At 32.0% G+C, this 444-nt stretch carries 1 protein-coding gene; it reads left to right on the top strand.

Going from position 1 to position 444, the window contains the following annotated elements:
• Positions 1 to 80 precede the first annotated feature (80 nt).
• Positions 81 to 314 (top strand): transcriptional regulator, encoded by a 234-nt coding sequence (locus FS935_RS23230; RefSeq protein ID WP_240051012.1) that lies wholly within the window; start codon positions 81 to 83, stop codon positions 312 to 314.
• Positions 315 to 444: the final 130 nt, after the last annotated feature.

Raw genomic sequence — 444 nt, 5'->3', positions numbered from 1 at the left:
TAGTTTTTAATAGTAAAAGAGTGCATATATACGTGTTCTTGCTAAACCCCTTGCAAAACTACTTGTCTAGGAGTGGAAGTATGTTCGGATTAGGGATAAAAATGCAATGCAGGAAGTTTGGAAAATGGATTGATAAGAAGGGTTTGACTCAAAATGAAATTACGAAGAAAGCTAATGTAAGAAGTACAACTGTATCAAATATGTGTAGTGATCCAGAGTATAGTACGAGGATTGAAACATGGACTAAAACTAGTAGAGCTTTGAAAAGTCTTGCTTATAAGTGGATAGAAGAGATTTCTTTGATATGTGAATAAATAAATCCTTTAAATCCACACTAATCAAACATCATGAATTAGCCAATTTAAAAGACCCTCCAATTATGGAAGGGCTTTTTCCAATTTCTTTAATTAAGTATACTTTGAAGAAAACTTACTGACTCTTTTT

This window comes from Metabacillus litoralis (assembly GCF_007994985.1).
Classification (GTDB): Bacteria; Bacillota; Bacilli; order Bacillales; family Bacillaceae; genus Metabacillus; species Metabacillus litoralis.
This window is presented reverse-complemented; position numbering and strand designations above follow the sequence as displayed.

Coding starts and splice junctions, on each gene's coding strand:
- FS935_RS23230 (WP_240051012.1), top strand. CDS start 81: ATGTTCGGATTAGGGATAAAAATGCAATGCAGGAAGTTTGGAAAATGG.